Genomic DNA, 21,097 nt, shown 5'->3' on the forward strand with positions numbered 1-21,097 from the left:
AGCTGCCGAAGCAAAGGGCGTGATGCAGGGCCGGGCCTGTTCAGCATAGAGGAGCGAATTCCGCTCCCCCGCCCGTGCCGAATGCTGTACAGATCGGGTCTCTCGGCCGGGGGCATGGTCGGAACGTCGTGCGGCGCCTTCTGAAATTCCTCCACACGATGGGCGCCATCGGCCTGATGGGCGCCATGGCGGCCCTGCTCGTCCTCCTGAGCGTCGCGCCGCCGCCGAGCGCGCTCGCCGGCTACGCCCAGATCCGCGGCGCGATGGCGGCGATCGCCACCTGGATCTTCCTGCCCTCCCTGGCGCTGACGCTGCTCGCGGGCCTCCTCGCCATCGCGAACCGCGCCTTCCACAGCGCGGGTTGGGCGTGGCTGAAGCTCGCCACCGGCATCATCCTGTTCGAGTGGGGCTTCGTGGGCGTCCAGGGCCCGATCGAGCAGGAGGCCCGCCAGAGCGCGGGCGCCCTGGCGGGACAGGTCGACCCCGCGACGCTCGCGGACTCGCTCGGAGCCGAGCGGGCCACCCTCTGGGTGCTGCTCGCGGTGGCGACCGCCAACGTCGTGCTCGGCGTCTGGCGGCCGCGCCTGCTGCGGCGCCCGGCCTGAGGCGCGGGCGCCTCCGGATCCGGCCGTCAGTTCGTCCGGCGCGACAGGGACACCGCGTAGGCCGGCGAGCGGATCGCGAACATCGGGTCGTCCGCCGGCCCGGCGACGCCCTCGGGCAGGTCCGCCACGGGATCGAAGGTCGCGGCGTCGCAGGTGGCGTCGGGCTCCGGCGCCGTGATCGCGACGGTGCCGAGCTTGACCGTCTTGCGGCCCTCCTCGGGCCACTGGACCGTCGGGTCGTTCGTCGGGTCGTCCTTCTCCGCCAGCACGGCCACGAGGTCGAAGCTCGCCGGGCCCTTGGAGAGGCGCTCCTTCAGCTCGTCGGCGTAGAAGCTGTCGGGCTTGGCCTTCAGCTCCTCCTCGCTCAGGCCGAGCTGGCCGGCGGCGGCGGCCCATCGCAGCTTCACCACCGTCGCCGCGCCCTTGGCGTCGGTGAGCGTGTAGGCGTGGACGCCCCAGTAATCGACGCCGGCGTAGCTCGCCGGGACGGGGCGGGCGTTGAGCCAGGCGGCCTGGCGCGTCGTCTCGGGGTTGGCGGCCGCGAACGCCTTGATCTTCTCGGCGTCCGGCTTCCCGTCCGGCCCGGGGGCCCGCACGGTCGCGAATTCGAGGAGCTGCTGCGGCGTCCGCGTGGAGAAGACGGGCGCCGAGATCACCACGAAGACCATGTCCCCGGCCGGATCGCTGAGGCGCATGGCGAAGCCGCGCGTCACGGGCTTGGCCTTGTCGGAGACCTTCGGGTTGCTGCCGCCCATGGAGAAGCGGGCCGTCACCGGCACGGCCTTGGCGAAGTGCGGCGCCTTCGAGAGGGCCTTCGCCTCGGGCGTCGGCGTGAAGGTGCCCTTGACGCAGACGCCCTTCGCGCCGCTCGCGCGGACCTTCGGCTGGTTGCCGCCAGCCTTGAACAGGGCGTCGACGATCGCGCCGGGGTCCGCGTCCTGGGCTGGCGCGCCGGTCGCGAGGAGGCAGCCGGCCACGAGGCCGGCGCCGAGCAGAGGAAGAGACCGTGACATGGGTGCCCTCTCAGGATCGCCGCCGCGGCGGCCCGGCCTCGAGGCCGAAGGACAACAGTGTCGACCGATTCTAAATTGTGCGCAATGATCATTCGGACGGCGTGACGGCGGCGCGCTCGCCTCGGCGCTCCGCGGGTGCCTCCCCTTCGTCGGACCCGGTATCCGCCGGCGCCTCCCAGTCCCGGCCGGCGACGAGGCTCCAGAGGCGCTCCGCCGCCGGACTCTGGCGGGCGCGGGGCCGGTAGAGCCGGATCGCGATCGGAATGTCGTCCTCCTCGCCCGCAGCCCGCATCAGCCGGCCGCGCTCCAGCTCGTCGGCGACCACGCTGAGCGGGGCCCAGGCGAGCCCGCGCGCGTCGCGCGCCATCGCCACGAGCACGGAGGTGAGGTGCGAGGCGAAGACGGGCCGGAGCCGCGCCTCGCTCCCCGCAGACGCCCGCGCGCCGGCGAGGATGCGCCCGAGTCCGGACTCGGCCGTGTAGGTGAGGAGCGGCAGCGGCGCCGCCCCGGTCCCGGGCAGGGCGAAGAGCGGTCCCGTCCCGTCCGGGTGGGGCGCGCTCACCGCCAGCAGGCGGTCGGTGCCGAGATGGATCGACCGGAACTGGTCGGGGCCGAGCATGTGCGTCGTCTGCGGATGGTCGTGGCAGAGCAGGAACTGCGCTTCGCCGCGCAGCATCATCTGCTCGCAGGCGGCCATGTGCGCGGCGGTGAGATGGATCGTCCCCTGCACGCTCTCGAAGCTCTCGACGGTGCGGAGCCAGTTCGGGAAGAAGCTGACCGAGAGCGTCTGCGTGGAGGCGAACCGCACCGTGGCGGCCGCCATCCGGCCAGCCTCGCGCGCTGCCTCGCGGCCCTGGTAGAGGCGCCGGAGCGTCTCCTCGGCGACGGGCCGGAAGCGCTCGCCGGCCGGCGTCAGCGCGACCGGCGCGGCGTCCCGCGTGAAGAGCGGCGCCCCGACCCACTCCTCGAGCGCGCGGACCCGGCGGCTGAAGGCGGGCTGGGTGATGCAGCGCTGCTCGGCCGCGCGCGAGAAATGCCCGAGATCGACCAGCGCCAGGAAATCCTCGAGCCAGGCCGCGTCCATCCGTCGAGCCCTCCCGCCGGGACGACGGCCGTTCCGAGACCCGGGCCGGCGAGGATGGCGGCCCCCCGGGCGGCGGTCAACGGCGCCCCGGCATCACCCGATGCAACATCGGCATTGGCCTTCCCCGGCGCCCTCTGGCCCTGTGAGGCAGGACCGCCCCGGCCTCGGGTCAGGACGGCGGCCCGACCAAGAACGAACCGGGAGAAACGCCATGCTGCGGGCTGCGGACAGTCGCGCGAAACCGCTCTACCAGAGCCTCTACGTCCAGGTCGTCGCCGGCATCCTGCTCGGCGTCGCGGTCGGGTACGCGGCGCCCAACGTCGGCATCGACATGAAGCCGCTGGGCGATGCCTTCATCAAGATGATCAAGATGGTCATCGGGCTGGTGATCTTCTGCACCGTGGTCGCCGGCATCAGCGGCATGAGCGACATGAAGAAGATGGGTCGGCTCGGCGGCAAGGCGCTGCTCTACTTCGAGGTGCTCTCGACGCTCGCCCTCGTCATCGGCGTCGTGGTCGGCAACCTCGTGCGACCGGGCGCCGGCATGAACGCCGATCCGAGCAAGCTCGACGCGGGCGCGGTGGCGAAGTACGCCGGCGCCGCCAAGGAGCACGGCACGGTCGACTTCCTGCTCAACATCATCCCCAACACGGTCTTCGACGCGCTCACGAAGGGCGAGATCCTGCCCGTCGTGTTCGTCGCCGTGCTGTTCGGCTACGTCCTCTCCAAGATGGGCGATGCGGGCCGGCCGCTGCGCGACCTCGTCGACGCCGCCTCGCACTGGATCTTCGGCGTCATCAACGTGCTGATGCGCTTCGCGCCCTTCGGCGCCTTCGGGGCGATGGCCTACACGATCGGCAAGTTCGGCCTCGGCTCGCTCGGGCAGCTCATCGGCCTGATCGGCACCTTCTATCTCACCGGCGCGATCTTCGTGTTCGGCGTGCTCGGCCTCGTCTCGCTCTGGGCCGGGTTCAGCCTGTTCAAGCTCCTGCGCTACCTCAAGGAGGAACTGCTCATCACGCTCGGCGCCAGCTCGTCCGACGCGGCGCTGCCCTCGCTGATGGAGAAGCTGGAGCACCTCGGCTGCTCGAAATCCGTCGTCGGCCTTGTCGTGCCGACGGGCTACGTCTTCAACGCGGACGGCACCTGCATCTACATGACGCTCGCCGCCCTCTTCGTCGCGCAGGCCACCAACATCGACCTCACGCTCACGCAGCAGCTCGCGATCTTCGGCGTGTCGCTGCTGACCTCGAAGGGCGCGAGCGGCATCACGGGGGCCGGCTTCATCGCCCTCGTCGGCACGCTCTCGGTGGTTCCGGCCATCCCGCTCGCCGGCATGGCGCTGATCCTCGGCATCGACCGCTTCATGAGCGAGGGCCGGGCGATCGTGAACATCATCGGCAACGCGGTGGCCGCGGTGGTGATGGCGAAGATCGAGGGCGAGCTCGACATCGGCCGGATGCGCGACGTCCTCGATGGCCGCCTGGTGGAGGATTACGCGATCGACGGCGACGCGACGCAAACCCTGCCCACCCGCGGCATGCCGGCTCCCGTCACGGCCTGACCGAACCGAAACGCGGCGCGCGGGACCCCCGCGCGCCTCCCTTCTCCAAGGACCGGTACGATGCCGCCCCGCACCCTCTACGACAAGCTGATCGACAGCCACACCGTCGCCCGCCTCGACGACCGCGCCGGGCCCGGCGCCGAGATCCTGCTCTACGTCGACCGCACCGTGCTCAACGAGTACACGAGCCCGCAGGCGTTCAGCGGCCTGCGCGAGGCCGGCCGGCGGGTGTGGCGCCCCGAGGCGGCCCTCGGCGTCGTCGACCACGTCAACCCGACCGCGCCCGACCGCGGCGCCGCCATGCCCGACGAGGGCGGCGCCCGGCAGGTGCGCTACTTCGGCGAGAACTGCCGCGATTTCGGCATCGAGCTCCTCGACGTGCTGCACCCGCTCCAGGGCATCGAGCACGTGGTCGCGCCGGAACTCGGCTTCGTCCTGCCCGGCATGGTCGTGGCCGCGGGCGACAGCCACACCACCACCTACGGCGCGCTCGGCGCCCTCGGCTTCGGCATCGGCACCTCGGACATCGAGCACTACCTCGCCACGCAGACGCTGCGCTACCGGCGGATGCGCACGATGCGGGTGACCCTGGACGGGGCGCTGCCCGCCGGCGTCACCGCCAAGGACGCCGTGATGGCGCTGATCCGGAGGATCGGCGCCTCGGGCGCCACGGGCTACGCGGTGGAGTTCGCCGGCAGCGGCGTGGCGGCGCTCTCCGTTGAGGCCCGCATGACCATCTGCAACATGGCGGTGGAGGGCGGCGCGCGCGGCGTCGTGATGGCGCCGGACGCCGCGGTCTTCGACTACCTCGCCGACAAGCCCCGCGCGCCGAAGGGCGATGCCCGGGAGGCCGCCATCCGCCACTGGTCGGGCCTGAGGAGCGACGCGGACGCCGTGTTCGACCGCGAGATCCGCATCGACGCCGCCGAGATCGAGCCGCTCGTGACCTGGGGCATCAGCCCCGACCAAGCGGCGCCGGTGGGCGCCCGCGTTCCCGATCCCGATGCCGAGCCCGACGCCGACCGCCGCCGCGACCTCGCCCGCGCGCTCGCCTATATGGGCCTCACGCCCGGCACGGCGCTCGAATCGGTGCGCATCCAGCGGGCCTTCATCGGCTCCTGCACCAACGCCCGCCTCTCGGACCTGCGGGAGGCGGCCTCCGTGCTGCGCGGGCGGCGCGTGGCGCAGGGCGTGCGCGGCATGGTGGTGCCCGGCTCCTCCAGCGTGCGCCGGGCGGCCGAGGCGGAGGGGCTCGACCGCGTCTTCACGGAGGCCGGGTTCGAGTGGCGGCAATCGGGCTGCTCGCTGTGCCTGGCCATGAACGACGACGTGCTGGCGCCGGGCGAGCGCTGCGCGTCGAGCACCAACCGCAACTTCGAGGGGCGCCAGGGCGCGGGCGGGCGCACGCACCTGATGAGCCCCGCCATGGTCGCGGCGGCGGCGGTGGCCGGCCACCTCACCGACGTGCGCCGCCTCGCCCGGGAGATCTGAGCCATGCACTCCTTCACCACCGTCACCGGAGCGGCGGCGCCGCTGCCCGCCGCCAACGTCGACACCGACGTGATCATGCCCAAGCAGTTCCTGAAGGGCATCGACAGGGCCGGCCTCGACCGCGGCGCGTTCCACGACCTGCGCTTCGCGCCGGACGGGTCGCCGCGCCCGGACTTCGTGCTGAACCGGCCGGGCTGGGAGGAGACGCGCTTCCTCGTGGTCGGCCCGAATTTCGGCTGCGGCTCCTCGCGCGAGCACGCGGTCTGGGGCCTTCTGCAGCTCGGGATCCGCGCGATCATCGGAACGACCTTCGCCGGCATCTTCGCCGACAACGCGGCCAACAACGGGCTCCTTCTCGTCAGCCTCGATCCCGGCGCGGTGAGCGCCCTCCTGGCACGCGCCGCCGACCCGGAGGGAAACCGCCTCACCGTCGACCTGCCAGGCGAGACCATCCTCGCCGAGGACGGCACGCGCCACGCCTTCGAGATCCCGCCCTCGCGCAAGGACGCCCTCGTCCGGGGCCTCGACGCGATCGGCCAGACCCTCGACCGTGCCGCCGAGATCCGCGCCTTCGAGGCGCGCCACCACGCCGCCCGGCCCTGGCTCGCCCGATGACGGCGCCGATTCAGCCCGTACCGGACCCCTTCCTCGAAGGGTTCACCCTGCAGGACGTCGACGCCGCCGGCATCCGCATCCGGGCCTCGGTCGGCGGCTCCGGGCCGCCCGTGCTCCTGCTGCACGGCCACCCGCAGACCCACGCGACCTGGGCTGCGGTCGCGCCCGCGCTCGCCCGCCGCTTCCGCGTCGTGGCGATGGACCTGCGCGGCTACGGCGATTCCGGGAAGCCGCCGGGCGGCCCCGGGCACGCGGCCTATTCCAAGCGCGCCATGGCGGGCGACGCGGTCGCGGTGATGCGGGCCCTCGGCCACGACAGCTTCGCCGTCGTCGGGCACGACCGCGGCGGGCGCGTGGCGCACAGGCTCGCCCTCGATCATCCCCGGGCCGTGACGCGGCTCGCGCTGTTCGACATCGCGCCGACCGCCACCATGTACGCGCGCACCGACATGGCCTTCGCCAAAGCCTATTTCTGGTGGTTCTTCCTGATCCAGCCGGAGCCGCTGCCCGAGCGCCTCATCGCCGCCGACCCGGAATTCTTCCTGCGCACCCACGTCGAGGGGCAGTCGAAGACGCCCGGCAGCCCGAGCCCGGACCTGTTCGCCGAGTACCTGCGCGCCTACCGCGATCCGGCGACGCGCCACGCCATCTGCGAGGATTATCGGGCCGCCGCGAGCATCGACCTCGAGCACGACGCCGCGGACGCGGACAGGCGGATCGAGGCGCCTCTGCTGGCCCTCTGGGGCGCGAAGGGAACGGTCGGGCGGACCTACGACGTGCTCGCGACCTGGCGCGAGAAGGCCGGCGACGTGCGGGGCCACCCGCTCGATTGCGGCCACACCCTGCAGGAGGAGCGGCCCGACCTCGTGCTCGCGGCGCTCGACGATTTCCTCGGGTGACCCTTCAGCATCGGGGCCGCCTCCTAATGCCGCAGCAGCGCGAAGACCTCGACGCCGAGGACGGCCAGGCTGAAGATCAGGAAGGCCGTCAGCAGGAAGGTCAGGATCATCACGACCGAGATGATCTTATCGCCGTGCCATATCCTCCAGAGTGCCATCGCGTGCTCCCACCGCCCCGGTGCGAATGCGCTCGGTTGCTTGCCGATGCCCTGCGTTGCACCGAGAGGACCACGGATGCGGATCGATTCTGATGCGCTGGCGCACGCGGAAGGGCGCCGTTCCGGTGCCGTTCGGCACGCGCGTGCGACGTGCCCGTGCGGCGGAGCCTCTCTCGGCCGCACACCCATACGCTCGTATGATTGCCGGGGCCGCCGGCGTCTGGGATGAGTCCGCTGCCGGGCGGCCCTCGCGGCCCGGCCCGCCCCGCCGGAGCTACCGCCCCCTCAGGTTCGGCGGGGCATCGTTTCGCCGCGCCGGCACCCGGCCTCAGTCGTCGTCCGAATCGGCGGGCGAGCCGGGCGGCAGCGGCCCGTCGCCGATATTGTCCTCCGGGATGCCGGGGGGACCGTCGAAGCCGACCACCCCGTCCGGGTTGTCCGGGGTGACGTTCGGGTCGACGGGCGGCGGCCGGTCGCGGTCGAGACGGCGCTCCAGAAGCTCCTCGCGCCGCAGATCCTGCTCGATCGGGACCTCTCGGCCGGCCTGCGCCAGGGCGTCGCCCGCGCCCGAGAGGCAGGCCACGCCGAGCAGTCCTGCGAGCGGTGCGAACCTCATGCGAATCCTCCGTACCCGTCCGGGCGGCCTCGCCGGGTCCGCCTGAGGGTAGTGCAGGCACGCCGAGGCCGCATCGGGCCCGGTCCGCACCGCTTCCTACCGCACCGAGGCGGCCCCACGTGCATGCGCGCTTCGCCTTCCAGCGGCGGTGATCGATGCGCGTTCGGCATCGATCCATCCAGGCTTTGAGTTGGACCCAGGGCCCCGCGCCCTCCTAGGCTGATCCTCGCACATGGCCGCCGATGGGTTCCTCCGGGAGCCCGAGAGAATGGCCGGCGCCCGTCACGGCAAGAGCCGGGCGGACCACCCGAGGAGAACGCCCATGAGCGCCGGTCTGGCCATGACCGCGGCGAGGCGGAGCCGCGTGCGGCTCGTCATCGTCACGATGCTGTTCATCGCGACCACCATCAACTACGCCGACCGCGCGACGCTCTCGATCGCCGGCCCCTCCCTCGCCAAGGATCTCGGTCTCGACGCCGTGGCGATGGGCTACGTCTTCTCGGCCTTCGCGTGGTCCTACGTCCTGGCGCAATTGCCCGGCGGCTGGCTCCTCGACCGGTTCGGCGCCAAGTGGGTCTATGCCGGCGCGATCCTCCTGTGGTCCACCTTCACCCTGCTGCAGGGCATGGTCGGGTTCTTCGCGGGCTTCACGGCGGTGGTGGTGCTGTTCGCCCTGCGGCTCCTCGTCGGTCTCTCGGAGGCGCCGGTCTTCCCGGCCAATGCCCGGATCACGGCGGCGTGGTTCCCCACGAGCGAGCGCGGCACCGCCTCGGCTTTCTTCAATTCCTCGCAGTACTTCGCCACGGTGCTGTTCACGCCGCTGATGGGCTGGGTGGTCCACCATTTCGGCTGGCACCACGTCTTCACGCTGATGGGGGCGCTCGGCATCGCCTTCGCGCTGCTCTGGACGCAGGTCGTCCACGGGCCGAAGGAGCATCCGGGCATCAACCAGGCCGAGCGCGACTATATCGAGGCGGGCGGCGCCCTGCTCGACATGGACGGCCAGGGCGCGAAGCCGCAGTCGCAGGCGGGCCGGACGATCCTGCAGCTCCTCTCGAACCGCATGCTGCTCGGGATCTACATCGGCCAGTACTGCATCACCACGCTCACCTACTTCTTCCTCACCTGGTTCCCGGTCTACCTCGTGAAGGAGCGCGGCCTCTCGATCCTGCAGGCGGGCTTCGCGGCCGTGCTGCCGGCCCTGTGCGGCTTCATCGGCGGCATCCTCGGCGGCTACCTCTCCGACCTCCTCCTGAAGCGGGGCTACTCCCTCACCGCGGCACGCAAGATCCCGATCGTCGGCGGGATGCTGCTCTCCATGAGCATCATCGGCTGCAACTACGTGCAGGCCGACGCCCTCGTGGTCGGGCTGATGGCGCTCGCCTTCTTCGGCAAGGGCATCGGGGCGCTGGGCTGGGCGGTCGTGTCGGACACCTCCCCGCGGGAGACGGGCGGCCTCTCGGGCGGCCTGTTCAACACCTTCGGCAACACCGCCGGCATCACCACCCCGATCGTGATCGGCTACATCGTTCAGCAGACCGGCTCGTTCAACGGCGCCCTCGTCTTCGTCGGGCTGAACGCGCTGGTGGCGGTGCTCTGCTACCTCGTCATCGTGGGCGAGATCCGGCGGGTGGAGTTGCGCTGAGCCGCACTTTCCCTCTCTGATCGGGCATCTCCAGCGCGGCCGCGGCTCGTCCCGCGGCCGCTCCCGTTCCGGTGACACGCCGATGCTCGATTTCAGCCAGCTCCGCTGCTTCGTCGCCGTCGCGGAGGAGCTGCATTTCGGGCGCGCGGCCTCCCGCCTCAACATGACCCAGCCGCCGCTCTCGCGGCAGATCCAGGTGCTGGAGCGGATCCTCGACGTGCAGCTCCTCGACCGCACGAGCCGATCGGTGCGGCTCACCGCGGCCGGCCGCAGCTTCCTGCCCGAGGCGCGCCACATCCTGCGCCTCGCCGAGACCGCGACCCACGTCACCCGGCAGGTGGCGGCCGGGCGCTCCGGCGTGCTCAAGCTCGGGTTCACCGCGGCCTCGGCCTACGACATCCTGCCCCGCCTCGTCACCGCCTGCCGGGAGGCGCTGCCCGACGTGATGCTGTCCCTGCGCGAGATGGTGACGAAGGACCAGGTGGAGGGGCTGCTCTCGGGCCAGATCGACGCCGGCCTGATCCGGCCGCCCGTGACGCACCCGGAGCTCGATGCGACGCTGGCGCTCGCCGAACCGCTCGTGGCCGCGCTCCCCGCCGACCACCGCCTCGCGACGCGGGACGCGCTCACCCTCTCCGACTTCGCGGGCGCGCCCTTCATCGCCTACGCGCCCCACGAGGCGCACTATTTCCACGACCTCGTCGTCACGCTGTTCGCGGAGGCCGGCGTGCAGCCGAGCGTCCGCCAGCAACTGACGCAGATCCACTCGATCCTGGCGCTGGTGCGTGCCGGGCTCGGCCTCGCGCTGGTTCCGGCGGCGGCCGAGTGCCTGCGCTTCGAGGCGGTGGCCTTCCGCCCCCTCGTGCTGCCGCAGGCCCGCCCGGCCGAGTTGTTCCTGACCTGGCGGCGCGAGCAGGACGACCCGCTCCTCGGCCGGCTGCTCGCCGTCGTGGCGGGCCTCGGCGCCCCGGATTGATGCTTGCCGCGCATCGATCGATCCAGCCTTTGGCTTGGACCAGCATTGAACGGGCCGGGTAGAACGAGGGCAAGGCGGCGCGCCAGACGCCGCATCTGCCCCGAGGAACGCCCATGCTCACGCAAGCCCTCCGCCCCGCCGCGCGCGGCCTGTCGTCGACCCCCACCATCACCGAGATGCGGGTCGTGCCGGTGGCCGGCCGCGACAGCATGCTGCTCAACCTCAGCGGCGCGCACGGCCCCTTCTTCACCCGCAACCTCGTCGTGCTGACCGACTCGACGGGAGCCACCGGCCTCGGCGAGGTGCCGGGCGGCGAGGGCATCCGCCGCACGCTGGAGGATGCCCGCGACCTCGTCCTCGGCAAGCCGCTCGGCGCCTGGAACGGCGTGCTCAACGCCGTGCGCACCCGCTTCGCCGACCGCGACTCGGGCGGGCGCGGCCTCCAGACCTTCGACCTGCGCATCACCATCCACGCGGTGACCGCGATCGAATCGGCCTTCCTCGACCTGCTCGGCCAGTTCCTCGACGTGCCGGTGGCGGCGCTCCTCGGCGAGGGCCAGCAGCGCGACGCCGTCGAGATGCTGGGCTACCTGTTCTACGTGGGCGAGCGCCGCCGCACGGACCTGCCCTACCGCGAGCCCGAGGCCCGCGACGGCTGGTTCCGCCTGCGCGACGAGGAGGCGCTGACGCCCGACGCCGTCGCCCGCCTCGCCGAGGCGGCCCACGCGGTCTACGGCTTCAACGACTTCAAGCTGAAGGGCGGCGTGCTCTCCGGCGACGAGGAGATCGCCGCCGCGACCGCGATCCACGAGCGCTTCCCGCAGGCCCGCGTCACCCTCGACCCCAACGGGGCGTGGTCGCTCGCGGAGGCGATCCGCCTCTGCAAGGGGCGCGGCGACGTGCTCGCCTACGCGGAGGACCCGTGCGGCGCCGAGGACGGGTTCTCGGGCCGCGAGATCATGGCCGAGTTCCGCCGCGCCACCGGCCTGCCCACCGCCACCAACATGATCGCCACGGACTGGCGGCAGATGAACCACGCGATCCAGCTCGGCGCCGTCGACATCCCGCTCGCCGACCCGCATTTCTGGACGCTCGCCGGCTCGGTCCGGGTGGCGCAGCTCTGCCGCGACCATGGGCTGACCTGGGGCTCGCACTCGAACAACCACTTCGACGTGTCGCTCGCGATGTTCACCCACGTCGCGGCCGCCGCCCCGGGCCGCGTCACCGCCATCGACACGCACTGGATCTGGCAGGACGGCCAGCGCCTGACCCGCGAGCCCCTGAAGATCCGCGGCGGGCTGGTGCGGGTGCCCGAGCGCCCCGGCCTCGGCATCGAGATCGACTGGGCCGAGGTCGAGGCGGCGCACGCCCTCTACCGCGCGCACGGGCTCGGCGCCCGCGACGACGCGGCGGCGATGCAGTGCCTGATCCCCGGCTGGACCTTCGACAACAAGCGCCCCTGCCTGGTGCGCTGAGCCTCTTCCCGTATCCGGAGAACCCCGATGGACATCCTCAAGAACCGCTTCAAGGCGGCGCTCGCCGAGAACCGCCAGCAGATCGGCCTCTGGTGCAGCCTGGCGAGCCCGATCTCCACCGAGATCGTGGCCGGCTCCGGCTTCGACTGGCTGCTCCTCGACATGGAGCACTCCGCCAACGACCTGCGAGACATCTACGGCCAGCTCCAGGCCATGGGCGAGGGCAGCGCCTCCGCCATGGTGCGGGTGCCGAGCGATGAGCCGATCACGATCAAGCGCATCCTCGACACCGGCGCGCAGTCGCTGATGATCCCGAACATCGACGACGCCGACCAGGCCCGCCGGGCCGTGGCCGCGACCCGCTACGCGCCGCGCGGCGTGCGCGGCTTCTCGCAGGCGCCCCGCGCCGCCCGCTTCGGCCGCATCCCCGATTACCACGCCCGCTGCGAGGCCGAGATCTTCGTTGCCGTGCAGATCGAGTCGCGCCGCGCCCTCGACAACCTCGAGGAGATCGCCGGCGTCGAGGGTGTCGACGGCGTCTTCATCGGGCCCGGCGACCTCTCGACGAGCCTCGGCCATCTCGGCCAGCAGAACCATCCGGAGGTGGTGCGCGTGGTCGAGGAGACGATCCGGCGGATCGTGCGCACCGGCAAGGCCGCCGGCATCCTCACCGCCAACGAGGATCTGGCCCGGCGCTACATCGCGGCCGGCACCCGCTTCACGGCGGTCGGCTCGGACATGGGCCTTCTGGCGCGCAGCACCGAGGCGCTCGCCGCCCGGTTCCGGGCGGGCGCCTGAGCGCCGGCCACAGGGGAGGAGACGGCATGAACGTCGGATTCATCGGGCTCGGCATCATGGGCCGGCCCATGGCGGAGAACCTCATCAAGGCCGGGCACAGCCTCGTCCTGAAATCGGGCTCGCGGCCTGTCCCGGACGCGCTGATCGCGGCAGGCGGTCGCGCCTGCGACAGCGCGCGGGCGGTGGCCGAAGAGGCCGACATCGTGATCACGATGGTGCCGGACACGCCGCAGGTCGAGGCGGTGCTGTTCGGCGAGGGCGGCGTCGCCGAGGGCCTGAGCCCCGGCAAGCTCGTCATCGACATGAGCTCGATCGCGCCGCTCGCCACCAAGGACTTCGCGCGCCGCATCGAGGCGCTCGGCTGCCACTACCTCGACGCGCCGGTCTCCGGCGGCGAAGTCGGCGCCAAGGCGGGCTCGCTGACCATCATGGTGGGCGGGCCGGAGGCGGCCTTCGCCCGGGCGAAGCCCCTGTTCGAGGCGATGGGCAGGAACATCACGCTGGTCGGGGGCAACGGCGACGGGCAGACCACGAAGGTCGCCAACCAGATCATCGTGGCGCTGACCATCGAGGCGGTGGGCGAGGCCCTGGTCTTCGCCTCGAAGGCCGGGGCCGATCCGGCCCGCGTCCGCGAGGCGCTGATGGGGGGCTTCGCCGCCTCGCGGATCCTGGAGGTCCACGGCGAGCGCATGGTCAGGCGCACCTTCGAGCCGGGCTTCCGGATCGAGCTGCACCAGAAGGACCTGAACCTCGCCCTCGACGACGGCCGCGCCCTCGGCGTGCCGCTGCCGAACACCGCGACCGCGCAGGAGCTGTTCAACACCTGCGCCGCCCATGGCGGCCGGGGCTGGGATCACTCGGCCCTGGTGCGCGCCCTGGAACTGATGGCCGGCCACGAGCTCGGGCAGGCGGCCGGCTGAACTCAGGCTGGATGGGTCAGCAGAGCGCTTCGGCGATGAGGCGCTCCCAGGCGACGCGCTGGTCCTCGTCCATCCGCAAGAGGTCGGCGACGCTCGGCCAGGGCCGCTGGCGCTCCGATCCGCCGAGCATCAGGTCGATGCCGGCTTCGGCCTCCTCCTCGCCGCGCGCGTCCTCAAGTGAAGCCAGCATGGCCCTGCTCCCTCGCTCGAACGATGGCGTGCCGCGCCGTCCCCGGCCCTCATCGGCGGGGCCGGGTGAGCAACCCGCGCCCGCTTCACGAAGCGGGCGCGGGAGATGTCTGACGCGGTGGATGTAACGTATCACACACCGCGAGCGGGTCAGTCAGACACTCGCTTGGCGACCCCATACCTCGGTATGGGGTCGCGCCCGCCTCAGCGCGCCGGCACCCGGCCGTCCGGCGTATAGCGGTCGACCGCCTGCGGCAGCTCGCGGGAGAGGCGCGAGAGCAGTTCGTCGCGCGACAGGCCGGTGCGCTGCGTCAGGGTTGCCAGCACGTCGGGGCCGATCGCGGTCTCGAGCTGCTGCGGGCTGATCTCCTGGTTCGGCCCCGAGTTCACCCAGGATTGCGCGGTCTGGCCGTGCCCGGCCTGCTGGAAGCGCTCCAGCATCTCGCCGAGCCCGCTGTGGAGGAAGCCTCCCGCGCCGCCCCCGGCCGAGGCCCCGGTGAGGCTGCCCAGGAGGCCACCCAGGCCGCCGAGCCCGCCCTGCGCCCCGGCCTGACCACCGGGCGGGCCACCGACTTGCCCGCCGGGGGCGCCGGCGGGCGCCGCGTTCCCTTGCGCGCCGCCGAACAGCTCGGCGAGTTTGTCCCGATTCTGATAGCCCGCGAGGGCGAGCAGGCCCAGAAGGGCCGTCATCGACGGGTAGCCGTCACTCATCTCCTGCCTCCTGTCGCGTGAGCGTGGCCGGCGGCCTCGCTCCCCGGATGCCGAGCCGCGTCGGCGCCGATGCAACGCGCGAGGCTCGCGACCCGTTCGGGCGGCGCCGCCCCCGGTGCCGTTGACACCCTGTTAACCATGCTGGCCCGACCCTTGCTGCCTCGACCGACGCGGTCTTCAGCGCAGGGGGAAGAGTATGGATCTCACGCGCCTGTTCACGGAGCATCCGTCCTCCCTCGGCGAGAGCTACACGCAGCACATGCGCATGTCGCTCAGCTACGCCGTGCCGCTGCTCGGCGCCGCGCTCGCCGCCTTCGTGCACGCGGTCTTACCCTTCCTGTTCGAGGCGACGGCGAGCGGGTCGGTGAAGCGCCTGCACGCGCGCATGACGCAGCGCTGCGCCGCCTGCCCCTCCGGGCGGCTGCACCAGCCGGATCTGTTCGCGGGCGGAGCGGACCGGGTGGCGTGAGGCCGCTCAGACGGGCTCGACCTCCGCGGCCGCGCCGGCCTGCTCCAGGGACAGGGGCAGGCTGATCACGAAGCGGGTGCCCTGGCCGGCCGCGCTCGCGAGTTCGATCCGCCCCTGCAGCGTCGAGACCACGAGATTGAAGACGATGTGCAGGCCGAGCCCGGTGCTGCCCCGGTCGCGCCGCGTCGTGAAGAACGGCTCGAACACCTTCTGCAGGTTCTCGGCCGGGATGCCGACGCCGTCGTCGCTGAAGACGAGGTGCAGGCCGCCCTCTTCACGCGTCACCGACAGGTCGAGGTGCCCCGACCGCCCGTCCGGGAAGCCGTGGACGACGGCGTTGAGCGCGAGGTTGCTGATCACCTGCGCGAGCGCGCCCGGGTAGGAATCGAGGACGATTCCTTTCTCGCAGCGGATGTCCAGTGCGTGGCCCTTCCGGCGCAGCAGCGGCCCGAGGGTGCTCATCAGCTCGCGCAACCAGGGCTCGACCGCGAAGGAGCGCCGCTCCTCGTTGGCTTGGTCCACCGCGACCTGCTTGAAGCTGTGGACGAGGTCGGCCGCGCGGGTCAGGTTGGCGAACATCAGCCCCATTCCCTCCCGCAGCCGCGCGACCGCCTGGTTGAGGTCGGAGCGCCGGACCTGACCGGACTCGACGGTGAGCGCCAAGTGCTTCAGGTCGCTCTCGACGGCCGTCGAGGTGGTGAGCGCCAGCCCGATCGGCGTGTTGATCTCGTGGGCGACGCCGGCCACGAGCTGGCCCAGCGAGGCGAGCTTCTCGGCCTGGACGAGATGGGCCTGCGCGTCGCGCAATTCGGCCAAAGCCGTCTCCGAGCGCTCCTTCTCCGAGCGCAGCGCCCGCTCCGTCTGGAACTGGCGGCGCGCCCGGTACTCGCGCGCGCCCACCGCGTAGAGCGAGAGCGCGTAGGCCATCCCGATCTCGAAGTTGTTCACGAAGCGCATGCCCGCGCGCTCGTGCACGGCGAAGGACTCGCTGACGACGAAGACGAGCCAGGTCAGGCCGCAGAAGAGCGCGAGCGAGGTCAGCCGCAGGGGCAGCAGCGTCGAGACGAACAGGATGACGATGATCATGCCCGCCGCCGCATGGTCGAAGCCGGGTTCGAGCAGGAGGTAGATCAGGCTGAGCACGCATCCCGGCACGGCGCAGTAGGCGAGGTAGATCGGCTCCGCCCAGGACTTGGCCCGCTCGAACCGCAGGGCCGCCGTCAGGGGCAGAAGGACCAGGAGGGCCACCGCGAGCCGGATCGCCAGGGTCGTGGTCCAGACGGAGGGGTCGAGGATCCAGTCCCAGACGGAGAAGGCGCAGTAGACGAAGGCGCCGAGCAGCATCGCGGCCTGCGTGCGCGCGAGGTCGTCGAGCGTGAAGCGCCGGACGAACTCGGCCTCCTCGGCGGGCTGCTCGAACCGCAGGCCGAGCTTGATCAGGAGCCTGTGCATCAGAGGGGCGGGACTCGCTTCGAGGCGGCGGACGGCGCCGGCCGGTATCGCGCACAATGGGGCAAAGCGAAGGTCGGGGCGGAGGTCAAGGCCGGCCGGGTGCGCGTGCCCGGCGGGCGAGCAGCCGCTCGGCCCGGCGCAGGTGGGGCCGGTCGAGCATCTCGCCGGCCAGGCCGATCGCGCCCGCGCCCGGGGCGGCCGCGAAGGCGGCCACCACCGCCCGCGCCTCGGCGAGCTCGGCCTGCGTCGGCGAGAAGGCCGCGTTGATCACCGGGACCTGAGCGGGATGGATCGCCATCTTGGCCGAGAAGCCGTCCCGGCGCGCCTCGCGGCACGCGCGGTCGAGGCTGTCCAGATCGCGGTAGGCGACGTGGACCGTGTCGATCGCGTCGACCGCGACCGCAGCGGCCGCCAGCAGGGTCAGGTCGCGGGCGAGGCGGTAGGGCCCCGTCCAGGCGCCGGACCCGTCCCGGTTGGTCTCCGCGCCGAGGTCGGCCGAGAGATCCTCCGCGCCCCAGGCGAGGCCGCTCAGGCGCGCGCTGCCTCGCGTGGCGCCGAACAGCGCCAGCACCGCGCGGGCCGTCTCGGTGACGATCGGCAGGATCCGGGTCGCGCCGTCCGCGATCCCGACCTCGGCCTCGTGCACGGCGAGCCGCGCGGCGAGGGCGTCGACGTCCCGGCCGAGCATGGCCTTCGGCAGGACGATGCCGTCCGGCCGGCCCGGCATCACGGCCGCGAGGTCGTCGTCGGCGAGGCCCGTCGCGAGCCCGTTGACGCGCAGGTAGAGCAGGGGGGTCCCGCCCCGGTCCCCGAGGCCCGTGAGGAAGGCGGCGGCGTGCCGCCGGGCCGTCTCCTTCCCGCTCGCGGCGACCGAGTCCTCGAGGTCGAGGATGAGCGCGTCGGCCCCGCTGCCGAGCGCCTTCTCCAGCTTGCGCGGCGCGTCCGCGGGCACGAACAGCAGCGAGCGCATCCTCATCCCTCTCCGGCCGGGCCGGGCTGCCGGCGCATGAAGGCCTGCCTGCGGCACTCGGCCACGAGCACGTCGTCCTGCCGGTAGGCGCGATGGATGAAGTCGACGATGCCGGCGTCGGGGCGCGAGCGCGAGACGCGCTTGCCCGCGATCTCCGTAGTGGCGCGCAATGTGTCGCCCTCGAAGAGGGGGGCGGGAAAGCGCACTTCCGTCATGCCGAGATTGGCGATGGTGGTCCCCACCGTGAGGTCGTTGACGGAGATCCCGATCATCAGCCCGAGGGTGAAGAGCGAATTCATCAGTGGCCGGCCCCACTCGGTCTCCGTGGCGCAGAAATGGGCGTCGATGTGGAGGGGCTGCGGGTTGAGGGTCATGTTCGAGAACAGCATGTTGTCCATCTGCGTCACCGTGCGGGTGAGGCGGTGGGACACCACCGTGCCGACCACGAAATCCTCGTAGAAGAGCCCGCCGCGGGGGTGCGGCGGCCCGGCCGGACGGTCCGTCATGCGCTCGCCTCTCTCGTCAGGGTGAACAGGGATGCGCCCTCCGCCACCTGCAGGCCGGGCCGGGCGTCCACCGCCGCGACCGTGCCCTCGTAGGGCGCCGTGAGCGTGTGCTCCATCTTCATGGCCTCGACGATGCCGAGCCGCTGCCCGCGGACGACCCGGTCGCCGGGGGCGACGAGCACCGCGACGATGCGGCCGTGCATGGGGGCGGTCACAGCGCCGTCCGCCTCGGACCGCTCGCCGGCGCCTTCCGCCGGATCGGGCGCTTCGAGGCACACCTGACCGTCCGCGCCGAGGACGAGGACGCCGAGATCCGTCGCGATCACCTCTGCCGCTCCCGGCTCGCCCGCCCGCAGAGCGGCGCCGCGATGGTGGATCTCCGGGTCCCCGCCCGTCCCAGGCTCGGGCCAGACCAGGGTCACCGCGTCCGGCCGGCCGTCGATGCGGAGCGGCCAGACCTGGCGGCGCGCGGCGCCGAGCTGGAAGCCGTCGACCCGGTCCCACGGCGAGGCCGCGCCGCCCGTGGCCGGCGGCCGGTCGCGTTCGAGCAGGGCGAGGACGCCGCGGCGCAGGCAGGCCGGGTCGATCGCCGCGCCGGTGCCCGCCAGTGCGTCCTCGTCGCGCGCGATCGTCTGCGTGTCGTAGCGGCCGGCGCGGAACGCCTCGCAAGCGGTCAGCCGGCGCAGGAAGCCGAGATTCGTCCGGGGGCCGGCGACGCGGGCATCCGCAAGGGCGGCCCGCAGGCGGGCGACGGCCTCCGCCCGGCTCGGCCCATGCGCGATCAGCTTGGCGATGAGCGGGTCGTAGAACGGGCCGACCGTGTCGCCCTCGCGGAAGCCCGCATCGACGCGCAGGCCCTCGCCCTCGGGCAGTCGGAGCACGTGGAGCCGTCCCGTCGAGGGCAGGAAACCCGCGGCCGGATCCTCGGCGTAGAGCCGCGCCTCGACGGCGTGCCCGCGCATCGCCACGGCGTCCTGCGCCAGCGGGAGCGGCTCCCCGGAGGCGACGCGGAACTGCCACTCCACGAGATCGAGGCCGGTGATCGCCTCGGTGACCGGGTGCTCCACCTGGAGGCGGGTGTTCATCTCCATGAACCAGAACGCGTCGGGCGCGAGCGCGCGGTCGCCCTCGGCGATGAACTCGACCGTGCCGGCCCCGACATAGCCCACCGCGCGGGCCGCCTCGATCGCCGCCCGCCCCATGGCTTGGCGCACCGCCTCCGGCATCCCGGGTGCCGGCGCCTCCTCGACCACCTTCTGGTGGCGCCGCTGCAGCGAGCACTCGCGCTCGAACAGATGGACGGCGTTCCCGTGAGCGTCGCAGAAGACCTGGATCTCGATGTGGCTCGGGCTCGGCACGCAACGCTCGATGAGGAGGCGCCCGTTCCCGAAGGCGCTCTCGGCCTCGCGGCCTGCGGCCTCGCAGGCCGCCGCGAAATCCTCGGGCGCGTCGACCCGCCGGATGCCGCGCCCGCCGCCGCCGGCCACCGCCTTGATCAGCAGCGGGTAGCCGAGGGCGTCGGCCTCGGCGCCGAGTTCGGCGGCCGTCTCGCCCTCGCAGCCCGGGACAACGGGGACGCCGGAGGCGGCCACGATCGCCTTGGCGCGGTCCTTCAGGCCCATGGCCCGGATCGCCGAGGCGGGTGGCCCGACGAAGACGAGGCCGGCCGCCGCGCAGGCCTCCGCGAGGCCGGGATGCTCGGAGAGGAAGCCGTATCCGGGATGGACCGCGTGGACGCCTGCCCGAACGGCCGCCTCGACGATGCGGTCGATCCGCAGGTAGGATTCCGCGGCCGGCGCCGGACCGATGGCCACGGCCTCGTCCGCCAGGGCGACGTGGAGCGCGTCCCGGTCGGCCTCCGAGTGGACCGCGACGGTGCGCAGCCCGAGGCGCCGGGCCGTCCGCAGGATGCGGACCGCGATCTCGCCCCGGTTGGCGACGAGGACGGAGGTGATGGGGCGGCTCGCCATCGCCCGCCTCACATCCGGAACAGGCCGAAGCGCGTCTCTTCGACCGGAGCATTGAGGCAGACCGAGAGCGCCAGCCCGAGCACGCGCCGGGTCTCCTCGGGCAGGATGATGCCGTCGTCCCACAGGCGGGCGGTGGCGAAGTAGGGCGAGCCCTCCGCCTCGAAGGCGGCGCGGATGGGCTGCCTGAACGCCTCCTCGTCGGCCGGGCTCCAGCTCCCGCCCGCGGCCTCGACGTTCTCGCGCCGGACGGTGGCGAGCACGCTCGCCGCCTGCTCGGCGCCCATCACCGAGATGCGCGCATTCGGCCAGGAGAACAGGAAGCGGGGCGCGTAGGCGCGGCCGCACATGCCGTAATTGCCGGCGCCATAGGATCCGCCGACGAGGAGCGTCAGCTTGGGGACGGCGGCCGTGGCCACCGCCGTGACGAGCTTGGCACCGTTTCGGGCGATCCCGCCGGCCTCGGCCTCGCGCCCGACCATGAAGCCGACGATGTTCTGGAGGAACAGGAGCGGGATTCGCCGCTGGCAGCAGAGCTCGATGAAGTGCGCGCCCTTGAGCGCGCTCTCCGAGTGGAGGATGCCGTTGTTGGCCAGGATTCCCACCCGCATGCCCCAGAGTCGCGCGAATCCCGTCACCAGGGTGGTGCCGTAGAGCCGCTTGAACTCGTCGAACTCCGACCCGTCGACGATGCGGGCGATCAGCTCGCGGGCGTCGTACTGCTTGCGCAGGTCGGCCGGCACGATGGCGTCGAGCTCGCCCGCGTCGTGGCGGGGCTCGACCGGCGCGCCGACCCCGGACGGCCGGGCCGGCGGGTCCAGCGTCCCGACGATCCGGCGCAGGATGGCGAGCGCGTGCGCGTCGTCGGCGGCCTCGTGGTCGGCCACACCGGACAGGCGCGTGTGCACGTCCGCGCCGCCGAGCTCCTCGGCCGTCACCACCTCGCCGGTCGCCGCCCGCACGAGCGGCGGCCC

The 21,097-nt window shown here is 72.6% G+C and carries 22 protein-coding genes; 11 read left to right on the forward strand and 11 right to left on the reverse strand.

Annotation, left to right across the window (positions count from 1 at the left end; genetic code table 11):
- Window positions 1–128: 128 nt before the first annotated feature.
- Window positions 129–605 carry a hypothetical protein gene (locus MOX02_RS18910; RefSeq protein ID WP_147027353.1) on the forward strand — a complete coding sequence of 159 codons (477 nt, stop codon included), beginning with the start codon at window positions 129–131 and terminating at the stop codon, window positions 603–605.
- 26 nt (window positions 606–631) lie between these two features.
- Here the strand turns inward: MOX02_RS18910 and MOX02_RS18915 are convergent, their stop codons facing one another.
- Window positions 632–1,618 carry a catalase family peroxidase gene (locus MOX02_RS18915; RefSeq protein WP_147027354.1) on the reverse strand — a complete coding sequence of 329 codons (987 nt, stop codon included), beginning with the start codon at window positions 1,616–1,618 and terminating at the stop codon, window positions 632–634.
- Between the two features lie 88 nt (window positions 1,619–1,706).
- The gene (locus tag MOX02_RS18920) at window positions 1,707–2,702 is read right to left on the reverse strand and encodes a LysR family transcriptional regulator (protein ID WP_147027355.1); all 996 of its coding nucleotides are present in this window, start codon (window positions 2,700–2,702) and stop codon (window positions 1,707–1,709) included.
- Between the two features lie 211 nt (window positions 2,703–2,913).
- On the opposite strand from MOX02_RS18920, the gene MOX02_RS18925 reads away from it, so the two are divergent.
- Genes MOX02_RS18925 through MOX02_RS18940 form a run of 4 tightly spaced genes read left to right on the forward strand, consistent with a single transcriptional unit; the run spans window position 2,914 to window position 7,271 of the window.
- Window positions 2,914–4,266 carry a dicarboxylate/amino acid:cation symporter gene (locus tag MOX02_RS18925; protein WP_147027356.1) on the forward strand — a complete coding sequence of 451 codons (1,353 nt, stop codon included), beginning with the start codon at window positions 2,914–2,916 and terminating at the stop codon, window positions 4,264–4,266.
- 60 nt (window positions 4,267–4,326) lie between these two features.
- A complete protein-coding gene (gene leuC, locus MOX02_RS18930) occupies window positions 4,327–5,757 on the forward strand; it encodes a 3-isopropylmalate dehydratase large subunit (protein ID WP_147027357.1) in 1,431 nt (476 codons plus the stop codon).
- A gap of 3 nt (window positions 5,758–5,760) precedes the next feature.
- Window positions 5,761–6,372, forward strand: a complete 612-nt coding sequence (leuD, locus tag MOX02_RS18935; RefSeq protein ID WP_147027358.1) for a 3-isopropylmalate dehydratase small subunit — start codon at window positions 5,761–5,763, stop codon at window positions 6,370–6,372.
- A complete protein-coding gene (locus tag MOX02_RS18940) occupies window positions 6,369–7,271 on the forward strand; it encodes an alpha/beta fold hydrolase (protein ID WP_147027359.1) in 903 nt (300 codons plus the stop codon). Before leuD ends, MOX02_RS18940 begins: the two co-directional genes overlap by 4 nt.
- Window positions 7,272–7,294: 23 nt before the next feature.
- Here MOX02_RS18940 and MOX02_RS32690 read toward each other — a convergent pair whose 3' ends face one another.
- Both MOX02_RS32690 and MOX02_RS18945 read right to left on the reverse strand, forming a co-directional pair.
- Window positions 7,295–7,429, reverse strand: a complete 135-nt coding sequence (locus MOX02_RS32690; protein ID WP_280525338.1) for a hypothetical protein — start codon at window positions 7,427–7,429, stop codon at window positions 7,295–7,297.
- Between the two features lie 328 nt (window positions 7,430–7,757).
- On the reverse strand, window positions 7,758–8,045 hold the full coding sequence (locus MOX02_RS18945; RefSeq protein WP_147027360.1) for a hypothetical protein: 288 nt from the start codon (window positions 8,043–8,045) through the stop codon (window positions 7,758–7,760).
- Between the two features lie 322 nt (window positions 8,046–8,367).
- On the opposite strand from MOX02_RS18945, the gene MOX02_RS18950 reads away from it, so the two are divergent.
- The 5 genes from MOX02_RS18950 (at window position 8,368) to glxR (ending at window position 13,859) form a co-directional block, all read left to right on the forward strand.
- Entirely contained in the window at window positions 8,368–9,690 is a 1,323-nt protein-coding gene (locus MOX02_RS18950; RefSeq protein ID WP_147027361.1) for an MFS transporter, read from the forward strand.
- 82 nt (window positions 9,691–9,772) lie between these two features.
- On the forward strand, window positions 9,773–10,666 hold the full coding sequence (locus MOX02_RS18955) for a LysR family transcriptional regulator (RefSeq protein ID WP_147027362.1): 894 nt from the start codon (window positions 9,773–9,775) through the stop codon (window positions 10,664–10,666).
- 113 nt (window positions 10,667–10,779) lie between these two features.
- Window positions 10,780–12,141 carry a glucarate dehydratase gene (gene gudD / locus MOX02_RS18960; protein ID WP_147027363.1) on the forward strand — a complete coding sequence of 454 codons (1,362 nt, stop codon included), beginning with the start codon at window positions 10,780–10,782 and terminating at the stop codon, window positions 12,139–12,141.
- 27 nt (window positions 12,142–12,168) lie between these two features.
- Window positions 12,169–12,939 carry an HpcH/HpaI aldolase family protein gene (locus MOX02_RS18965; protein WP_147027364.1) on the forward strand — a complete coding sequence of 257 codons (771 nt, stop codon included), beginning with the start codon at window positions 12,169–12,171 and terminating at the stop codon, window positions 12,937–12,939.
- A gap of 26 nt (window positions 12,940–12,965) precedes the next feature.
- Window positions 12,966–13,859 carry a 2-hydroxy-3-oxopropionate reductase gene (gene glxR / locus MOX02_RS18970; protein WP_147027365.1) on the forward strand — a complete coding sequence of 298 codons (894 nt, stop codon included), beginning with the start codon at window positions 12,966–12,968 and terminating at the stop codon, window positions 13,857–13,859.
- 16 nt (window positions 13,860–13,875) lie between these two features.
- On the opposite strand, the gene MOX02_RS31360 is transcribed toward glxR, so the two are convergent.
- Entirely contained in the window at window positions 13,876–14,049 is a 174-nt protein-coding gene (locus MOX02_RS31360; protein WP_170267926.1) for a hypothetical protein, read from the reverse strand.
- 203 nt (window positions 14,050–14,252) lie between these two features.
- Window positions 14,253–14,759, reverse strand: coding sequence for a YidB family protein (locus MOX02_RS18975; protein ID WP_147027366.1), 507 nt, complete (start codon window positions 14,757–14,759; stop codon window positions 14,253–14,255).
- Between the two features lie 196 nt (window positions 14,760–14,955).
- Between MOX02_RS18975 and MOX02_RS18980 the strand changes: the two genes are divergently transcribed.
- Window positions 14,956–15,228: a DUF6356 family protein gene (locus tag MOX02_RS18980; protein ID WP_147027367.1), complete on the forward strand. Its 273-nt coding sequence runs from the start codon at window positions 14,956–14,958 to the stop codon at window positions 15,226–15,228.
- Between the two features lie 6 nt (window positions 15,229–15,234).
- On the opposite strand, the gene MOX02_RS18985 is transcribed toward MOX02_RS18980, so the two are convergent.
- From MOX02_RS18985 to MOX02_RS19005, 5 genes are all read right to left on the reverse strand, one after another.
- Window positions 15,235–16,680 (reverse strand): sensor histidine kinase, encoded by a 1,446-nt coding sequence (locus tag MOX02_RS18985; RefSeq protein ID WP_147027368.1) that lies wholly within the window; start codon window positions 16,678–16,680, stop codon window positions 15,235–15,237.
- 85 nt (window positions 16,681–16,765) lie between these two features.
- Window positions 16,766–17,650, reverse strand: a complete 885-nt coding sequence (locus MOX02_RS18990; RefSeq protein ID WP_147027369.1) for an HpcH/HpaI aldolase/citrate lyase family protein — start codon at window positions 17,648–17,650, stop codon at window positions 16,766–16,768.
- Window positions 17,651–17,652: 2 nt separating this feature from the next.
- Complete coding sequence (locus tag MOX02_RS18995) at window positions 17,653–18,156, reverse strand: MaoC family dehydratase (RefSeq protein ID WP_147027370.1); 504 nt, start codon at window positions 18,154–18,156, stop codon at window positions 17,653–17,655.
- A complete protein-coding gene (locus MOX02_RS19000) occupies window positions 18,153–20,126 on the reverse strand; it encodes an acetyl/propionyl/methylcrotonyl-CoA carboxylase subunit alpha (protein ID WP_147027371.1) in 1,974 nt (657 codons plus the stop codon). The genes MOX02_RS18995 and MOX02_RS19000 overlap by 4 nt, the downstream gene beginning before the upstream one ends.
- Before the next feature lie 8 nt (window positions 20,127–20,134).
- The coding region (locus tag MOX02_RS19005; protein WP_280525339.1) for a carboxyl transferase domain-containing protein at window positions 20,135–21,097 on the reverse strand (963 nt) is incomplete at its 5' end.

It is taken from the genome of Methylobacterium oxalidis (genome assembly GCF_007992195.1).
Taxonomy (GTDB): domain Bacteria; phylum Pseudomonadota; class Alphaproteobacteria; order Rhizobiales; family Beijerinckiaceae; genus Methylobacterium; species Methylobacterium oxalidis.